Origin of the sequence: Profundibacterium mesophilum KAUST100406-0324, assembly GCF_009835145.1 — a bacterium.
GTDB lineage: Bacteria > Pseudomonadota > Alphaproteobacteria > Rhodobacterales > Rhodobacteraceae > Profundibacterium > Profundibacterium mesophilum.
In genome coordinates, this window is the sequence record NZ_APKE01000036.1 from 1 (window position 1) to 15,145 (window position 15,145).

A 15,145-nucleotide genomic window follows, 5' to 3' on the forward strand; every position below is an offset into this window, starting at 1 on the left:
AGGAGATGACCTTCATCATCTCCTCGAAGAGCGCCTGGCTGCGCTCGGTCTCGTTCTCGATGCCCGAGAACTCGTCGGCGGTGCGCAGGCCGTTCACTTCCTCCGCGAAGGCCGGAGCGAGGGGGGTTGCCGCCAGAATGGCGGCGATTGCTAGGTATTTCATTGTGCTCAGACCTTTTCAGCGCGGAACGGAAGGCGGGTGACCGTCGTGCCGGTCAGGGCGCGCCAGGCGTTGGCGAGGGCGGGACCCACGGGCGGGGTGCCCGGCTCGCCGATGCCCGACGGATCGGCATCGCTGTCGATGATCGCGACCTCGATCTCGGGCATCTCGTTGATACGCAGCATCCTGTAGGTGTCGAAGTTCTGCTGTGCCACCGTGCCGCCTTCGAGCAAGGTGATCTCGTCGAAGAGAACGGTGCCGAGGCCGTAGCCGATGCCGCCCTCGATCTGCGCGCGGATCACGTTCGGGTTGACCGCGACGCCGCAATCGACGGCACACCAGACCTTGTGCACCTTGGGAAAGCCTTCGATGTCCGAGACTTCGACGATCTGTGCGACATAGGTGTTGAAACTCTCATGAACCGCGACGCCATAGCCGCGCCCGTCCTTGACCCGCTCACCGGTCCAGCCGGCCATCTCGGCGACCTTCTCGAGCACGGCACGGTCGCGTCCCGCATCGTCGTTGCCCAGCAGCGCGAGCCGCCCCTCGACCGCGTCCTTGCCACCCTTCTCGAGCAGCATGTCGAGGAACACCTCGGTTGCGTAGCCGGTATGGGTGTGACCGACCGAACGCCACCAGAGCGGCGGAACGGCGGTTTCCATCTGCGCCCAGCCGACACGCATGTCAGGCAGGTCGTAGGGCATCTTGGTGCCACCCTCGAAGGAGGTCGGGTCGAGCCCGTCCTTCATCATTCCGGCCATCGGTCCGCCGGCCATGATCGACTGGTTCACGATGACGTCTTCCCAGGCGGTGATGTTGCCCTCGGCATCGAGCGCGCCGCGCAGCTTGTGCACGGTCAGCGGACGGTAATATCCGCCTTGCAGGTCGTCCTCGCGGGTCCAGACCAGCTTCCACGATCCGTCACCGCCCGCGGCCTTCGCGATGGCCGCGATCTCGGCGCCGATATGCGCGGTCGGCTGCGCGCGGCGACCGAAGCTGCCGCCGGCGAACATCACGTTGATGATGACGTTCTCGGGGTCGATCCCGAGGCCCTGCGCGATCGCCGGCTTGTCGAGGGAGGGGAACTGCGCGCCCATCCAGCATTCGGCCTTGCCGTCCTTGACCTCGAGCACGGCGTCGAGCGGCTCGAGCGGTGCGTGGGCCAGGAAGGGGAAGCGGAACTCCTCTTCGAGGATCGTCTCGCCCGCGTCGAACTTGCCGGAGAAATCGCCGGCGGTCTCGACGTCGCGCGCGCTCTCGGCAGCTTTTGACCACTCCTCGTACATCTGCTCCGACGAACGCGTTTCGGCCTTGCTCTCGTCCCACTCGATGCTCAGCGCCTCGCGGCCCTTCATCGCGGCGGCGGTGTTGCGCGCATAGACCGCGACGCCGAAGCCGGGGATCTCTCGCACGGCCTCGACGCCGGGCACTTCCAGCGCTTGCGCATCGTCGAAGGAGGCGACCGTCGCGCCGAACTTGGGCGCGTGACGCACGACGACCGTCTGCATCCCGTCGCGGAACACGTCCATCGTGTAGATGGCCGTGCCGTCGGTCTTTTCGGGCGTGTCGAGCTTGGGCCGGTCGGTGCCGATCAGGCGGAATTCGGACTTGTCCTTGACCTTCGGCTCGGCGGGGGCCTCCTGCTGGGCTGCGGCCTCGGCGAGCGCGCCGAAACCGGAGCTCTTGCCGCTGGCCGCATGGCTGATCGTGCCCTTCTCGATCGTGATCTCCTCGGCCGGAACGCCCCATTGCTCGGCGGCGGCGGCGATCAGCATGTGCCGCGCGGCCGCGCCGGCCTGGCGCATCTGGGTGTAGCTGTTGGCCATCGCGGTCGAGCCGCCGGTGCCCTGCAGCCCGAAGAGAAGGTTCGCGTAGAGCTCGTTATTGGCCGGCGCCTGCTCGGCGCGCATCTGGCTCCAGTCGGCGTCGAGCTCCTCGGCGACGAGGGTCGACAGGCCCGTGTTGGGCCCTTGGCCGAACTCGATATGCTTGATGATGACGGTCACGGTGTCATCGGGCGCGATCCGCACGAAGGCGTTCGGCGCGAACTTGGCCGGCTCGCCGGAGGGCGCGAAGGCGTTTGCGGCGCCCGATTGGGCACGGCCGCGCAGCGGCAGGGTCATGCCGATCACGAGCCCGGCGGTGCCGCCGAGAAATTGGCGTCTGGTCTGATTGGTCATGGCTCAGCCCTCCAGGGTCTTGGCGGCGTTATGGATCGCCTCGCGGATGCGCACATAGGTGGCGCAGCGGCAGATGTTTCCGGCCATCGCGTTGTCGATGTCCTCGTCCGTGGGATTGGGGATCTCGCGCAGAAGCGCAGCGGCGCTGACGACCTGGCCGGACTGGCACCAGCCGCATTGCGGTACGTCGATAGCCTTCCAGGCGTCCTGGACCGCGCGGGTCTCGGGATCGTCGAGCCCCTCGATGGTCTGCACGTCGGCACCCTCGAGCATCGAGATCGGCGTGACGCAGGAGCGACGTGTCATGCCGTCCATCATCACGGTGCAGGCGCCGCATTGCGCGATGCCGCAGCCGAACTTCGTGCCGGTCAGTTGCAATTCGTCGCGCAAGACCCAAAGCAGGGGGGTGTCGCCCGGAAGATCGACGGAGCGTTCCTCGCCATTCACGGTGAATTTGACCATGTCTCTGTCCTGTCATTGGAGAATGGCACATGACATAGCGGCCGAGACGCGCTCGGACAGCCTGTCATATGCCGCGGATTTGATCAGCCCCGAGCATATCAGGTTCGCGCATGAATTGCAGGCGCCCAATCGTTCGCGAACGCACATGCCCTGCGCTCGATGACGTTGGGGCCGTCCTGTGCGCTTGACCCGGAACACTCGGATGGCCTATCTATCTGTCCAAGTCGTTGGACAGATGGGGGCGATGCATATGTGGACATTGCACGATGCCAAGAACCGCTTCAGCGCGGTGGTCGCAGCCGCGGTTGCCGGAACGCCGCAGGAGGTGAGCCGCCGTGGCAAGCCCGCCGTGATTGTGCTCTCGGTTGAGCAATATACCCGTCTTTCCGAAGCGGCCCGGCGCGACGCGGGCAGTTTCAGCGATCATCTACGCGCCTTCCCGGTGCCGGGCGATGCGCGGGGCCGCGCGGGCGACGAGACGCCCGATGCCGCCGCCCCTGCGCCGCGCGCGCAAGCCCGTCCACGCGACGTGCATTTCTGAGGCGGGATGATCATCCTCGACACCAATGTGCTCTCGGCGTTGCGCCGCACCGAGCGCGCCCCGCAGGTGGCGCGCTGGCTGGCCGCGCAGGAGGATGCGGCCCTGCGCATTACCAGCATCACGATCGGCGAGATCGAGCGCGGGATCGCCATGCAGGAGCGACGCGATCCGCAATTCGCCGCCGACCTGCGGCAATGGATCGACAGGACGATGCTCCTCTTTGGCGCGCGGATCCTGCCCTTCGGGGCTGATGAGGCGCGGATCTGGGGCCGGCTATCGGCCCGGCTCGGCCATGACGGGGCCGATCTGATGATCGCGGCCTGCGCATTGTCGCATGATGCGGTGATCGCGACACGAAACATCGCCGATTTTGCCCCCACCGGTGCGCGTCTGGTCGATCCCTTCGCGGCGGTTCCCTGATGAGGCGGCGCGGGCTATACCGTCAGCGTGCCGCGGCCGCGATCGCGGCGAGCTGATCGTATCGGGAGAACTGCCAGTCATGCGGCAGATCGGCGACCGGTCCCTGGCGGTAGCCTTCGGTGAAAAGCGCGAAAGGTATCGCGGCTGCGCGGGCGGTCTGCGCGTCGATCTCACTGTCGCCGACGAAGAGCCCCGATGACGCATCGAGGGCCCGGAAGGCCGCGTGGAGCGGCGCGGGATCCGGCTTGCGCGAAGGCAGACTGTCGCCCCCGATGACCGCGCCGAAGAGCCCGTCGATGGCCAGGTGCGTCAGGATCGCATGGGTCGCGGCCAGGGGCTTGTTCGTGCAGATCCCGATCCGCGTGCCGCCGGCGATCAGGGCCTCGAGCGCCGGGCGCGCGCCCGGATAGAGACGGGTCAGTTCGACCGCCGTCAGGTAGCGCGCCTCGAACGCGGCGAGCATGTCGGCCTGCCGGGCGGGCCCGATCCCGCGCGCGGCACGCATCCGCTGCACGAAAACGGCCGCGCCCCGGCCGATGAAGCCGCGGGTTTCGGGCAGGGTCAGCGGCGCGTGGCCCTCCGCCTCGAGCACATCGTTCGCCGCGGCGCGGATGTCGGGCGCACTGTCGATCAGCGTCCCGTCGAGATCGAAGACGATCGCGGTCACTTCGCCCCTGCGCCCGCACCGCACGCGGCCTCGGCCGCATCGCGGATCGCGCGGATATTGGCCCCGTAGGGTGCGGGATCGTGCACGCTGCCACCCTTGAAGACCGCCGAACCCGCGACGAGGACATCCGCGCCCGCGGCGGCCACCAGTGGCGCCGTTTCGGGATCGACCCCGCCATCGATCTCGATATGAATGTCGCGATCCCCGATCATGGCGCGCAACTCGGCGACCTTCTCGACCTGGCTGTGAATGAACTTCTGGCCCCCAAAGCCGGGATTGACCGTCATCACGCAGACAAGATCGACCATGTCGAGAAGGGGCGCCGCCATCGCGGCCGGCGTGCCGGGATTGAGTGCCAGCCCGGCTTTCGCCCCTGCGCCGCGAATGGCCTGCAGCGTGCGGTGGATATGCGGTCCTGCCTCGGCATGGGCGGTGATGATGTCGGCGCCCGCGCGGGCAAAGGCCTCGATATAGGGATCGACGGGCGCGATCATCAGATGCACATCCATAACGCCCCGGATATGGGGCCGGATGGCGGCGCAGGTGGCGGGGCCGAAAGTGATGTTGGGAACGAAGTGACCGTCCATCACGTCCACATGGACCCAGTCGCAGCCCTGCGCCTCGATCGCGGCGCATTCGGCGCCGAAATTGGCAAAATCGGCCGAAAGGATCGAAGGGGCGATCTTGATGGATCGGTCAAAGCTCATGGTCTGTTACCTTTCTGGCAGGGATGGGCGGCGGCGCGTTCGGCGGGCGGCGGACGCCTCGCCCCGATGCGCCGTCAGGCTTTCGCCTTCGGCGCGCGGGGCTTGAACGTCTCGCGCAGGATCGCGAGCCGTTCGTGATGACGCGTGTCCTGCGAACGCTCTGCAAGCCCTTCCGCGAGCGCGAGCGCCTCGCGCCGTTCCGGCAGGCTCGAGAAGGCGTAGGTTCCGAGGAAGTCGATCTCGTCCTGGCCGAGCTCGCGGATCAGGTGTTGCACGAGGTAGTGCACGATCTGCGCGACGGCTCCGGATTTGAGGTGTTGGCAATCGCGCTGCCAGAAATCCCAGCTGCGCGCGCCCGACACGATCTCGTAGGACGGGAAATAGAACAGATCATCGCCCCAGCGTTGATCGAGCACGCCGCAGGCCGAGCGCAGCGTGCTCTTGGAATATCCGTTCGCGCTCACGCAGCTCAGGCCGGTGAAGGTCCGGATCAACGGAACGGGAGAGGTCGTGATGACGAATTTCGCGTCGGCATTCACCTCCCGGATCAGCGAAAAGGCCTTGTCGATGAAGGCGACCGACGCGTTCACGTCGAGATTGTGGAACTCGAACCGTTCGGCGAAGGGCAGCAGCTGCCGGGTGAGCGGCGCGCCGTCGATGTATTTGCCGGTTTCCAGGTCCTTCCAGCATTCGGTCATCCCCAGCGTGATCATCACCGTATCGGCGGTGAAGAGCTCGCGGTAGACTTGGTAGACCTGCGCGCGCCGCTGTGCGTGCCGCGCCCGCGTCACCGGAACGAAACCGGCGAGCTGCAGATCGACCACCTGGTCCTCGCCGACCTCGATGCTCAGTTCGGCAAGATCGGAGGGGCGCATCTTGTCGTCGCGCAGGTAGATCTCGCGCGCCCATTCGACGGCATGGAGGATGCTGGGCGGGTTGTACTTGTCGAGGATGCCATTGGGCCGGCCGGCCCATTCCTCGCGACGCGCCTTGATCCCGAGGGTGGGCAACTCGAAGCCCAGGACGTCGAAATATTCCTCGATGTTACGGGCGAAGCAGCTTCCGATGGTAAAGACCTTCGCGCCTGTCTCGATCTGGAAGGGCGGCTCGATCGTCGGCCAGGTCTTGGTGCTGAGATATTCGACCTCCGATGTCAGCCGGCACATCGCCTTGCGGGTGCGCGCCATCGCCTCGCGCGCGGGCATCTGCTCGATCATGCCGGTCAGCGTCGCCGCCGCGAATGCCGGGCGGTCCGATGGGGCAGGCGCCGATGGGGCGGGGGCCTCGGTGCGTGCCGGGCCGGAGCGCCGCGCGGCGGGCGCCTCCAGGGGGGCCAGCTGCGCCGCGATGTCGGGGGCCTGCGCCTCGATGGCGTCGAGGGCCGTGCGAAGCTCGGCGCGGCTCGCCGGCTCGAAGGCCGGACGCCCCCCGAGCCCGTGATCCTCGATGGCCGCGGCGCCGGGCTGCATCTGCTGGAAGACCGCCTGCGCCTCGAGCTGTGGGCCCATGGCCGCGCGCGCCTCCTCCGTCCAGAAGGTCATCTTCGCATCGAAGGGAGGCGCGGCGTTCAACTGGTCGAGGATCTGGATCAGGCGGGGCTTGTCGCGGGGGGCGATATGCGCGTTGGCGCGGCGCAGGATGTCCAGGAGCTTGGCCTGCAGCGAGACATTGTGCCGCCCGGCGGCCTCGGCGACCTCGTAGGACGGGCAGTAATCGGCCAGGAGCGCACCGACGATCCCCTTGGGATGGGTCATGTCCGCCTCGTAGGAGCGGATCGTGACCTTCGGGAAGATCCGCTGCCAGATGGTGATGATCGTGGCGATGTCGTATTCCACGAAACGGGTGCGCAGATAGGTCGTGAAATCGCCGGAGAACATCGTCTTCTTGACGTTCTCCTGGTAGTAGGACTCGGCCAGCGGAAAGACGTCGCGCAGGGTGAAGACCACCTCCACATCGTTCCCGGGCAGAACCTCGCGCAGGCGCTCGACATAGGCGATGCGGGCACGCCAGTGCTCGGCCGGGCTCTGCGCGCGCGCCTCGCCGGGATCGGCGGCATGGCGGATCATCGATTCCGCGCTCAGGAACAGGACGTCGCCGCGCGCCGCTTGGGCCGCGATGTAGTCGCGGAACTCGGCGACCCGCTCGGGCGCCTCGGCGACCTGCTTGGCGAAGTAGAAGTTCCCGGCGATCTTGCCGGGGTCTCCCGTCTCGGCAAAATCGGGATGAATGAAGCCCGCCGCCGCCAACGCGTCGCGATGCGTCTTGAGATAGGTCTGGATGGCCGTGGTCCCGGTCTTGTGGAACCCTGGATGAACGATAATCTTCATGGCGTGACCTGGCGCTGCGTGGTGTTCGGAAAATCAGGCCGCAGTTTCTCAGATGCGCGCAGGCTTGACCAGCGCATTGTCCCCGGCTGCCGGCGATCCGCCGGCCACCGGCATGCGCCGCGCAGTTCCACCTTGCGGGATGGGAGCAGGTTTCATATGACCGTCCGCGCCGGACATGGCCCGAGACGGACCGGCCGGAAAGACCCGCGATCGAGGAGATGTGGATGCGCCAGGCGTACAGGCATGTTGATTCGGCGAGGTTCAAGGCAATCGCCGCGATCAACGAAAACCTCTCCAAGGCCTTCCGGCACGACCCCATCGGCGCGCTCGTCGAGCAGCTTCGCGTCGCGCTCCAATCCGAATGCTATGCCACCGCCGACGCGATCAGGGCCTATCTCATGGTCCATTGGCCCAAGCTGGAGCCCGCCGACAAGGCCCGGATCGTACCGCTCGCGCTGCGCTGCCTCGTCGCGCTCGGCGAGGTCGAGGCGATCCGCGCGCTGCTCGCACAGGCCGGGGAGCTGGCCTTCGAGAACGACTACACCCTCACCTGCCTGTCGGTCTACGGGCTCGCGCCGGGGGCGCCGGGCGTGTCCGAGCACCTGGCGACGCTGCCGCGCTCGGGCCGGCTGAACACCTTCTACCTCAACCAGCCCGAGCGGGTATGCCGCGCCGAGACCTTCGGCATCGCGGCCCGCGCGCTGGCATCCGGGGGGCCGGCGGAAACGCTGCTCCTGCTGGCCAACCACCATGCCGCGAACGGATCGCACGCAATGGCGCGCGATCTTTTGAACCGTTTCCTCGACGGGCGCGGCGTCAGCACGCTGGGACGCACCGTCTTCGAGCCGGGACGCTTCTTTCCCGAGCTGACCTTCGAGAAGGCCCTGCCCGAGAGCCCGGACGGCCCGCTCGTGAGTGTCGTCATGTCGGCCTACATGGCGGCGGGCACAATCGGCTACGCGCTCGATGCCATCACGGCGCAGAGCCACCGCAACATCGAGGTGCTGGTCTGCGTCGATGACAGCCCCGACGAGACCCTCGCGATCGCCCGGGCCGCCGCGCAGCGCGACGGGCGCGTGCGGATCTTCCGCTCCAAGGGAAACCAGGGCCCCTACAACATCCGCAACCAGATGCTGGCGCAGGCGGGCGGCGCCTATATCACCTTCGCCGATGCCGATGACATCGCGATGCCGGAACGCATCGAGACGCAGCTCGCGGCGATCCGCGGCGGCGCGCAAGGCGCGGACGGCACGGACACGGCCGCGACGCCCGCGGGCATGAAGGTGGCGAGCAAGGCGCGCTGGCTGCGGCTGCGTCCCGACGGGCAGACGGTGTTCTTCGGCGACGGCCTGGCGCAGCGGCCCTGCCTCAACTCGCTTATGGTGAGGGCCGAGGTCTTCAAGCGCACCGGGCCGTTCGTCCCCGTGATGTTCGGCGGCGACACCGTCTTCTACGAGCGGCTGCGCGCGCTCTTCGGCAGCGACGCGATCGCTGAGGTCGACCAGCCCCTGGTTCTCGGGCTCTGGGGGGAGGGCTCCCTCACCCGGCAGGAAGGCAGCGCGGCGCACGAGGACGGATACCGCGCGCCCGCCCGGCGCGCCTTCGCCGAGATCGTCTTTCGCAACGAGCTGCGCAGTCCCGGCATCCTCGCCGACGGCGACAGCGCGCTCGAGGCGGAACTGTCCGAGGCCGGGCTGCTCACTCCGCCGACCGGCTCGGAGCCCGCCGACCGTCCATGACCTCTCGCAAGCGGATCTGACATGTCCAGAACTATCGGCATCATGGCGACCTACCCGCCGCGCCTCGACGAGCTGAAACTCGTCGTCCCATCGATCGCGCCGCAGCTCGACCGCCTCGTCGTCGTGGCCAATCAATGCGCCGCCCCGCCGCGCTTCGCACGCAGCCTCAAGAACGTGGAATGCATCATTCCCGATCGCGACTTGAAGGATGAGGGCAAGTTCGTCGATGTCGAGGCTGCGCCGGATGACATTCTTTTCTACCTCGACGACGATATCATCTATCCGCACGATTACGTCTCCCGGATGTGCGCCCTGCTCGAGCGATACGGGCCCGACAGGGTGGCGCTCGGCGTGCATGGCATCATCTATTCCGACTTTTTCGACGGCACCCCCGGCGCCCGGCTCGTGCATGTGTTCGACAAGGCCCTGCCCGATCCGATGGTGGTCAACCAGATCGGCACCGGCACGGCGGTCATCAAGGCCGCACATGCCCCCGACGCGGCAATCATGGAAGGCTCGGCGACCTTCGTCGATGTACGCTTCGCGGGGCATTGCCACGACCGCGGCATCGGTCTCGTCTGTGTCGACCGTCCCGCGGGGTGGCTGCGCGAATTGCAGACCGAGAGCACCATTTTCGAGACCGTGACCTCGCGCACCGGCGCGCTCGAGCATATCTGTGCCGAGATCGACGGCTTCGGCGGCGTTCGCAACCTTCCGCTCGATCTCGTGCGCGAGGTCGAGGCGGCCCGCCCGCTGCCGGCGCCCGGTCCGCATGTCGCGCGGGTGACGGGCGGGCCCGCGCCGCAGCCGCCCGCGGCACGCCCGGCCGCTCCGCAGGTCCAGCCGGCCGCGACCGCGCCGGCCGCGCCTGCCATTCCGGTCAGCCCGAGCATCGCGGAGCCCGCCGAGCGGGCGATCGATCATGTCTTCGTGCTACCCGGCGCACTCGAGGAAGCGGCCCTGACACAGGTCTACAGGATCGTGATGGGCGCCCATGCCGAGGGCGCGTCGATCGGGCTTCATGTCGCCGACCCCGCGCAGATCGAGGGGCATTGGCAGATCAAGACGCTGACGCAGATGCCGGCCGTCAGGATGCTGGATGCGCCGGGCCCCGCGGCCGACGCGCGGGCCATCGTGCTGCGCGGCACGCAGGAGACGCTCGACATCACGGTCATGCCCGCGGGGGCCGTCAAGCCGAAGGCGGGTCTCGGCAAGCCGGCCCATGTCCTCGACACGCATCTTCTGGCGGGCGGTCTTGCCGAACATCTCGAGGCGTTGCGCGCGATGCCGCCGGAGGCCGCGCTGATGATCTCGAACAAGACGTTCGGGCGGTTCTGGAACCTGCAGGGAACGGTTTTCAACCTGTGCCAGCTGCGCCATGAGGGTATCCCGCAACGCGCCCTGGTTCTGACGGGGGGCTTTTGGGACACGGCGCTTCTGGCCGATGTCCGGGCAGTGGCGCGCCGCCTCGGCCGTGAGCTCTACTGGCTGCGGCGGAATGTCGAGGAGCTCGAGGCGGCGGCCGGCACGGGGCCCCAACCTTCGGGTCCGGGATGGGAAATCCACCTCGCCGGCGCCGACCTGACGCCCGCCGATCCGGCCTTCACGGCGCATCTGGCCCGCGAGATCACGCCGGGTCTGCGCGTGGCGCCTCCCGAGCAGGGCGAGGCGCGCACGGGCGCCGAGTTCTTCGCGGATCTGTCGGGCGGTGCTTTCGGTGACTTGTCGCGCGGCCCGCTCCGGCTGCGGCTCTGGCGCGCGCCGGAATGAGCCGGACGCGGCGCCGCCCGCGTTACGCGAGGATGTCGCGGTGCCGCGAGATCGCCTCGTCGAGATCCTCGAAATAGCGCAGGCTGCCATTCTCCAGCAGGATGCCTGCATCACAGAATTCGCGCACCTGACCGAGATCGTGGCTGACGAGAATGGCCCCTGAAGAGCGCATCCGCTCGCGGAAGACCGCCCGGCTCTTGCGTTTGAAGGCGGCATCGCCGACGGCGGTCACCTCATCCACGAGATAGGTATCGAAGCGGATGCCCATCGAGGCGCCGAAGGCGAGGCGCGACTTCATCCCGGACGAATAGGTGCGCACCGGCATATGGAAATGCCGCCCCAGCTCGGCGAAATCACGGACGAACTCGACCAGCGCGGTGGTGTCGACACCGTAGATCCGCGCGATGAAGCGAATGTTCTGTGCCCCGGTCATCTCGCGGTGGAAGGAGCCGGCGAAGCCGACGGGCCAGGAGATCGTTCCGCCATGCACGATCCGGCCGCTATCGGGCCTGATGGTCCCGGCGATCATCTGCAGCAGCGTCGACTTGCCGGCGCCGTTGCGTCCGAGCAGCGCGAGAGAGCGGCCGGTCGGAAGATCGGCGGTCAGGTTGTCGATCACGACCTTGCGGTGTCCGCGCAAGGTAAAGCTCTTGGTAACATTCTCGAAACGGATCATCCGACAGCCCTTCTCAGCCGCGATCCCTGAGGCTGTAATAGATGAGCGAGGCGATCGCCCAGATCATCACCAGGAAAAGCGCGGCCAGACTGATCAGCATGACCCGGCGCGGATATTCGGACGTCTGCGCGAGGGTCGGTTTGACATAGGTGGCGAGATAGAGGCTCTGCCGTGCGGCCTTGTCGCGAGCCAGGTCGGCGGCCGCGAGTGCCGCGCGATAGGTCTCCTCGGCGAATTCGCGGTCGACCACGAGCCCCTCGTATTCCGCCAGGAGCGAGGGGTAGTCGGAGTTCGGCCCCGAGGGTGTGTCGTCCGCGAAGGCACCGCGTTCCTGGGCGATGCGTTCGCGAATCACCTCGATGCGCCGTTCGGCCTGCACGACGCGCGGATCGCCCGAAGCGGAGCTTCCGGTGATGAGGTCGAGCTCGATGAGCGCCTGCGCAAGCTGCTGCTGCAGGTTGTTCACCACGCCCATCTGTCCCTGGATCTCGGCCTCGGGGTCGACGATGCGGGTGCGCGTGCGGAATTCCGTCAGGGCCTGCCTGGCGGATTTGAGCCGCGCGAACGCCTGTTCGAGATCGGCGGCGGCATAGTTGGTCAGATCCGCCCGTGCGGCCGAGTTCAGATCGTTGATCATGTTCTGGCTGATGCCGACGATCTGTTCGGCGATCCGCTGCGCATCGCGCGGATCGAAGGCCAGCACCCGCAATTCGATCAGCCCGGAGGACTGGTCGAAGGAGATCTGCACCATCCGCTGCCAGAACCACAGCAAATCCTCGATCGTCGCATCCGGCCAGAGCGAGAAGACCGGATCCTGCTCCCAGTTCTGCGCATAGATGGCATAGAGATCGAGCTCGCTGTTGATCAGCTCGACCATCTCCTGGCTCTGAATGAACTCGTAGAGAATGCTGGCATCTGAGCCCGCGCCCGCCCCGGCGAACTGCGCCAGGCCGCCAAGCAGTTCGGTGGCCGTGCCGCCCTCTTCCTGGCGGACCGTGAACCCGGTCTTGGAGGCGTATTGATCGACGCTGATTTCCCAAAGGTAGTAGGCGGCGATCGCGAGGGGCAGGGTGACGAGCATCATGAACCCCGCCACGAGCCCCCAGTGACGGCGTTTCATCCGGGCCGGCTCGGCCACGGGCCGCACCTCGACGACGGGCGAGGGCGGCGGGGGCTTGGGCTGCCATTGCCCGCCGCCCTGGCCCTGCTTGCCGGGCCACTGTCCGCCCGGCTTGCCGCCATGCCCGCCGCCGCCGGGGCCGCCGCCGGCCGCGTTGCCCTCGGCGGGCCATTGTTTCTGGGGGGCGCCTGCGGGCCGTTGAGCGGCCTGCCCTTGCGGGCGAGGCGGGGAGGCGGCGCCGGCATCCGGCCCGGGAGCCGCGCCCGGCGTCTTCTGGGCCGGCTGATCGGTTTCGGCCTGCGGCGCCGCTTGGGCGGCGGAATTGTCTTTGTGCACCAAAACGTGTCCCTGCCGAACCGGGTTTGATCTCGCCTGCGCGTTTCTACATACTCCGCCCCGAAAGCGCCAGCCCGAGCGGCGGGGCCACCTCCTTGCGGAAACCTGTTCGTGACCCACAGATCCCCCATCGACGATGCCGGACGCGCCGCCGCGCTCGAGCCGACCGTGACCGTTCCCGCCGCGCAGGTCCCGCATGGGGGGCGGCGGATCCGACCGGGAACCATGCGAACCGTCGCCGCGCTGATCCTGCGCGAGATGTCCACGCGCTATGGCCGCACGCCCGGCGGTTACCTGTGGGCGATCCTCGAGCCGCTCGGCGCTGTTCTGATCCTGTCCTTCGGCTTCGCGCTGCTGCTGCGCACACCGTCACTGGGCAACAGTTTCCTGCTTTTCTATGCCTCGGGCTTCCTGCCGTTCAATCTCTACATGGTAATCACCAACATGGTCGCCCGCTCGCTGCTCTTCTCGCGGCCATTGCTGGCCTACCCGGCCGTCACCTGGCTCGACGCGATTCTCGCGCGGTTCCTGCTCAACACCCTGACCGGGCTGTTGGTGAGCTACCTTCTCTTTGCCGGCATCCTGATCTTCACCGATGCGCGCGTGGTGATCGATATCGGGCCTCTGGTCGGGGCGATGCTGCTGGCGGCCCTGCTGGGGCTGGGCGTCGGGGCGCTCAATTGCCTGCTGATGGGGCTCTATCCGACATGGGAGATGTTCTGGGGCATCGTCACCCGGCCGCTCTTCCTGGCATCGGGGGTGATCTTCATCTACGAGGATCTGCCCGCGGGCGCCCAGAACGTGCTTTGGTACAATCCCCTGATGCATGTGACGGGGCTGATGCGCACCGGTCTCTACCCGATGTACAATCCCGAATACCTCTCGTGGGTCTATGTCCTCGGCTGCGCCCTCGCGCCGCTGATGATGGGGCTCTTGCTGCTGCGCCGGCACTACAAGACGATCCTGAACATCTGAGCGCCTGCACCCCAAGGCGCGGGCGGTTCAGTCCTCGCCGGCCGCGCGCAGAACCACCGCGTGGCCGCGCCCGGTGTGCCCCATGAGCCCGTCGCGCAGCGCGAGGCCCAGCAGGCGCAGGTAGGGGGCGCGTTTGCCGCGGCTCTGCACCCGCGTGCGCAGCAGCCACTTGGGCAGGACCGCCAGCATCGCCGGCCAGAAGAGCCAGCCGGCCGCCAGCCGGTAGAGCAGCAGCAGGTTGCGATGATAATAGTAGCTCTTCCAGACCGGGGTAAACTGTCCGGGGCGCCCGGAAAAGGTGCTGCAATCATGTTCGAAGACGATGCTGGGCTCGAAGCCGATCCTGGCGCCGGCGCGTGTCATGCGCAGCGTGTAGAGGCTGTCATCGGCGTAGAGGAACAGACGGCCTTCGGGCAGGCCGGCCCGCGACACGGCCCCCGCGGAGACGAAGAAGCCGACGAAGGAGGCGATGTCGACGCGGCGCGCCGGGCCGGCGTAATCCTCGGGGCCGAGGTGGAAGCCCTCGCGCCCGCCACCCGCCATGGACCGCGCCATCACCGGCAGGTGGTCGAAGGGATTGAGCGCGGGACGGTTCATGTCGCAGATCGCGCCGCCCGGCAGGTAGACCGCCGCCGCGACCGCATCCCACTTGCCCGCGGGCAGGGCATGGAATCGCGCAAGCGCGCCCGGGCCGGGACGCCCGTCATCGTCGGTCAGCAGCAACCAGTCCGGCTCATGGTCCGCGCAGGCGATCCGCACGCCCATCTCGAACCCGCCGGCACCGCCCAGATTGACCTCGCTGCGATGGACATGCAGGCGCGGGTCGTCCTGTGCGGACAGCCAGGCCGGGGTGCCGTCGCTCGAGGCGTTGTCGATCACCACGATCGCCGAAAGCTCATGGGCGGGACTTTCGAGCAGCCGCGCGATGGTGCGTTCGAGCTGGTGCAGACGCTGATGGGTGACGACGACCGCCACCAGCCGACCCGCGCCGGCATCTGTGATCTCGCTTCGCACTGGCAGGCTCCCGGTTGCGCGGCGGGCCCGCAATGGCGCCAGCGTCGGCCC

13 protein-coding genes are annotated in these 15,145 nt (G+C 67.7%); 5 read left to right on the plus strand and 8 right to left on the minus strand.

The genetic code is table 11. The features are described from left to right. Positions 1-168 precede the first annotated feature (168 nt). Both PMES_RS14620 and PMES_RS14625 read right to left on the minus strand, forming a co-directional pair. The gene (locus PMES_RS14620) at positions 169-2,340 is read right to left on the minus strand and encodes a xanthine dehydrogenase family protein molybdopterin-binding subunit (protein WP_159966475.1); all 2,172 of its coding nucleotides are present in this window, start codon (positions 2,338-2,340) and stop codon (positions 169-171) included. Between the two features lie 3 nt (positions 2,341-2,343). Further along, a complete protein-coding gene (locus PMES_RS14625; RefSeq protein WP_159966476.1) occupies positions 2,344-2,802 on the minus strand; it encodes a (2Fe-2S)-binding protein in 459 nt (152 codons plus the stop codon). 250 nt (positions 2,803-3,052) lie between these two features. Here PMES_RS14625 and PMES_RS14630 point away from each other — a divergent pair, with 250 nt between their 5' ends. Next, the gene (locus PMES_RS14630; RefSeq protein ID WP_159966603.1) at positions 3,053-3,343 is read left to right on the plus strand and encodes a type II toxin-antitoxin system Phd/YefM family antitoxin; all 291 of its coding nucleotides are present in this window, start codon (positions 3,053-3,055) and stop codon (positions 3,341-3,343) included. A 6-nt stretch (positions 3,344-3,349) separates the two neighbouring features. Next, positions 3,350-3,763, plus strand: coding sequence for a type II toxin-antitoxin system VapC family toxin (locus PMES_RS14635; RefSeq protein ID WP_159966477.1), 414 nt, complete (start codon positions 3,350-3,352; stop codon positions 3,761-3,763). 22 nt (positions 3,764-3,785) lie between these two features. On the opposite strand, the gene gph is transcribed toward PMES_RS14635, so the two are convergent. The 3 genes from gph to PMES_RS14650 form a co-directional block, all read right to left on the minus strand. Further along, the gene (gene gph / locus PMES_RS14640) at positions 3,786-4,430 is read right to left on the minus strand and encodes a phosphoglycolate phosphatase (protein WP_159966478.1); all 645 of its coding nucleotides are present in this window, start codon (positions 4,428-4,430) and stop codon (positions 3,786-3,788) included. After that, positions 4,427-5,137, minus strand: a complete 711-nt coding sequence (gene rpe / locus PMES_RS14645) for a ribulose-phosphate 3-epimerase (protein WP_159966479.1) — start codon at positions 5,135-5,137, stop codon at positions 4,427-4,429. The genes gph and rpe overlap by 4 nt, the downstream gene beginning before the upstream one ends. Positions 5,138-5,211: 74 nt before the next feature. After that, a complete protein-coding gene (locus PMES_RS14650; RefSeq protein ID WP_159966480.1) occupies positions 5,212-7,464 on the minus strand; it encodes a GSCFA domain-containing protein in 2,253 nt (750 codons plus the stop codon). 224 nt (positions 7,465-7,688) lie between these two features. Here PMES_RS14650 and PMES_RS14655 point away from each other — a divergent pair, with 224 nt between their 5' ends. After that, positions 7,689-9,203, plus strand: coding sequence for a glycosyltransferase family 2 protein (locus PMES_RS14655; RefSeq protein ID WP_159966481.1), 1,515 nt, complete (start codon positions 7,689-7,691; stop codon positions 9,201-9,203). 21 nt (positions 9,204-9,224) lie between these two features. Next, entirely contained in the window at positions 9,225-10,973 is a 1,749-nt protein-coding gene (locus tag PMES_RS14660) for a glycosyltransferase family protein (RefSeq protein ID WP_159966482.1), read from the plus strand. 22 nt (positions 10,974-10,995) lie between these two features. Here PMES_RS14660 and PMES_RS14665 read toward each other — a convergent pair whose 3' ends face one another. Both PMES_RS14665 and PMES_RS14670 read right to left on the minus strand, forming a co-directional pair. Further along, positions 10,996-11,649, minus strand: coding sequence for an ABC transporter ATP-binding protein (locus tag PMES_RS14665; RefSeq protein ID WP_159966483.1), 654 nt, complete (start codon positions 11,647-11,649; stop codon positions 10,996-10,998). A gap of 13 nt (positions 11,650-11,662) precedes the next feature. After that, on the minus strand, positions 11,663-13,105 hold the full coding sequence (locus PMES_RS14670; RefSeq protein WP_159966484.1) for a KpsE/RkpR family capsule polysaccharide export protein: 1,443 nt from the start codon (positions 13,103-13,105) through the stop codon (positions 11,663-11,665). A gap of 111 nt (positions 13,106-13,216) precedes the next feature. Between PMES_RS14670 and PMES_RS14675 the strand changes: the two genes are divergently transcribed. Then, the gene (locus PMES_RS14675; RefSeq protein ID WP_236549823.1) at positions 13,217-14,080 is read left to right on the plus strand and encodes an ABC transporter permease; all 864 of its coding nucleotides are present in this window, start codon (positions 13,217-13,219) and stop codon (positions 14,078-14,080) included. Positions 14,081-14,107: 27 nt separating this feature from the next. On the opposite strand, the gene PMES_RS14680 is transcribed toward PMES_RS14675, so the two are convergent. After that, entirely contained in the window at positions 14,108-15,094 is a 987-nt protein-coding gene (locus PMES_RS14680; protein WP_236549824.1) for a glycosyltransferase, read from the minus strand. Positions 15,095-15,145 lie beyond the last annotated feature (51 nt).

Coding starts and splice junctions, on each gene's coding strand:
- PMES_RS14635 (WP_159966477.1), top strand. CDS start 3,350: ATGATCATCCTCGACACCAATGTGCTCTCGGCGTTGCGCCGCACCGAG.
- PMES_RS14650 (WP_159966480.1), bottom strand. CDS start 7,464: ATGAAGATTATCGTTCATCCAGGGTTCCACAAGACCGGGACCACGGCC.
- PMES_RS14655 (WP_159966481.1), top strand. CDS start 7,689: ATGCGCCAGGCGTACAGGCATGTTGATTCGGCGAGGTTCAAGGCAATC.
- rpe (WP_159966479.1), bottom strand. CDS start 5,137: ATGAGCTTTGACCGATCCATCAAGATCGCCCCTTCGATCCTTTCGGCC.
- PMES_RS14665 (WP_159966483.1), bottom strand. CDS start 11,649: ATGATCCGTTTCGAGAATGTTACCAAGAGCTTTACCTTGCGCGGACAC.
- PMES_RS14630 (WP_159966603.1), top strand. CDS start 3,053: ATGTGGACATTGCACGATGCCAAGAACCGCTTCAGCGCGGTGGTCGCA.
- PMES_RS14620 (WP_159966475.1), bottom strand. CDS start 2,340: ATGACCAATCAGACCAGACGCCAATTTCTCGGCGGCACCGCCGGGCTC.
- PMES_RS14625 (WP_159966476.1), bottom strand. CDS start 2,802: ATGGTCAAATTCACCGTGAATGGCGAGGAACGCTCCGTCGATCTTCCG.
- PMES_RS14660 (WP_159966482.1), top strand. CDS start 9,225: ATGTCCAGAACTATCGGCATCATGGCGACCTACCCGCCGCGCCTCGAC.